The 1,501-nt window shown below is 70.8% G+C and carries 1 protein-coding gene; it reads left to right on the top strand.

Features of this window, described 5'->3' with window-relative positions; translation table 11 throughout:
• Positions 1–263 precede the first annotated feature (263 nt).
• Positions 264–1,481 carry an IS110 family transposase gene (locus ACFYX4_RS40965; protein ID WP_389345082.1) on the top strand — a complete coding sequence of 406 codons (1,218 nt, stop codon included), beginning with the start codon at positions 264–266 and terminating at the stop codon, positions 1,479–1,481.
• The last annotated feature ends 20 nt before the right edge of the window (positions 1,482–1,501 follow it).

Here is a 1,501-nt window from a genome sequence, read left to right as displayed (position 1 = left end):
CCCCGTTATGTTTTCCGCGGTCCTGCAAGAGGGCCGCTGGCCTCCGGGCCCGGCATGACTGTGTCCCCCTGTCGAACGGATGACCTGGGGGGTGGTGTCACCGGGCCCGGGAGGTGCCGTCGGAGACGCTGATGAGAGGTCCGGCCACCGTCCGGTCCGGCGCAATGCCGGACAGCTCGCGGGCGGCAGGTCTGCATAACGTGGATGCGCGCGTACGACACCGATGCCGAGGCCGGCACACTCAACTCCCCTGGAAGGGCGCGATGGTCGACACCGAAGACGTGGGCGTGTTCCTCGGCCTGGACGTCGGCAAGACGGCCCACCACGGCCACGGGCTCACCCCGGCCGGGAAGAAGGTCTTCGACAAGCAGCTGCCCAACAGCGAGCCGAAGCTGCGGGCCGTCTTCGACAAGCTGACCGAGAAGTTCGGCACCGTCCTGGTGATCGTGGACCAGCCCGCCTCGATCGGAGCCCTGCCCCTGACCGTCGCCCGGGATGCCGGCTGCCAGGTCGCCTATCTGCCCGGACTGGCCATGCGCCGGATCGCCGACCTCTACCCGGGCGAGGCGAAGACCGACGCCAAGGACGCCGCGGTGATCGCGGACGCCGCCCGCACCATGCCCCACACCCTGCGCACCCTCGAGCTGGCCGATGAGATCACCGCCGAGCTGACCGTGCTGACCGGCTTCGACCAGGACCTCGCGGCCGAGGCCACCCGCACCTCCAACCGGATACGCGGCCTGCTCACCCAGTTCCACCCGTCGCTGGAGCGCGTCCTCGGCCCCCGGCTGGACCACCCCGCCGTCACCTGGCTGCTGGAGCGTTACGGCTCTCCGGCCGCACTGCGAAAGGCCGGCCGCCGTCGGCTGGTCGAGGTGATCCGTCCGAAGGCACCGCGCATGGCCGCACGGCTGATCGACGATGTCTTCGACGCCCTCGACGAGCAGACCGTCGTCGTCCCCGGCACCGGCACCCTCGACATCGTGATCCCCTCCCTGGCCGCCTCGCTCGCCGCCGTCCACACCCAGCGCCGGGCCCTGGAAGCCCAGATCAACGCCCTGCTGGAGGCCCACCCTCTTTCCCCGGTCCTGACGTCGATGCCCGGCGTCGGCGTCAGGACCGCCGCAGTCCTGCTGGTCACCGTCGGCGACGGCACCGGCTTCCCCACCGCCGCCCACCTCGCCTCCTACGCCGGTCTGGCCCCGGCCACGAAGTCGTCCGGGACCTCGATCCACGGCGAACACGCACCCCGAGGCGGAAACCGGCAGCTCAAACGCGCCATGTTCCTCTCCGCCTTCGCCTGCATGAACGCCGACCCGGCCTCCCGCACCTACTACGACCGCCAGCGAGCCCGCGGCAAGACCCACACCCAGGCCCTCCTCCGCCTCGCCCGTCAACGCATCAGCGTCCTGTTCGCCATGCTCCGCGACGGCACCTTCTACGAACCCCGCATCCCCAAGGACGTCGAACTCGCCGCATGACCCCAGCCAGCCAAACCACC

Origin of the sequence: Streptomyces sp. NPDC002328 (genome assembly GCF_042890065.1) — a bacterium.
Taxonomy (GTDB): Bacteria; Actinomycetota; Actinomycetes; order Streptomycetales; family Streptomycetaceae; genus Streptomyces.
This window is presented reverse-complemented; position numbering and strand designations above follow the sequence as displayed.

Bases quoted from the DNA above. Each gene is read 5' to 3' on its own strand.
- ACFYX4_RS40965 (WP_389345082.1), top strand. From the start codon at position 264: ATGGTCGACACCGAAGACGTGGGCGTGTTCCTCGGCCTGGACGTCGGC.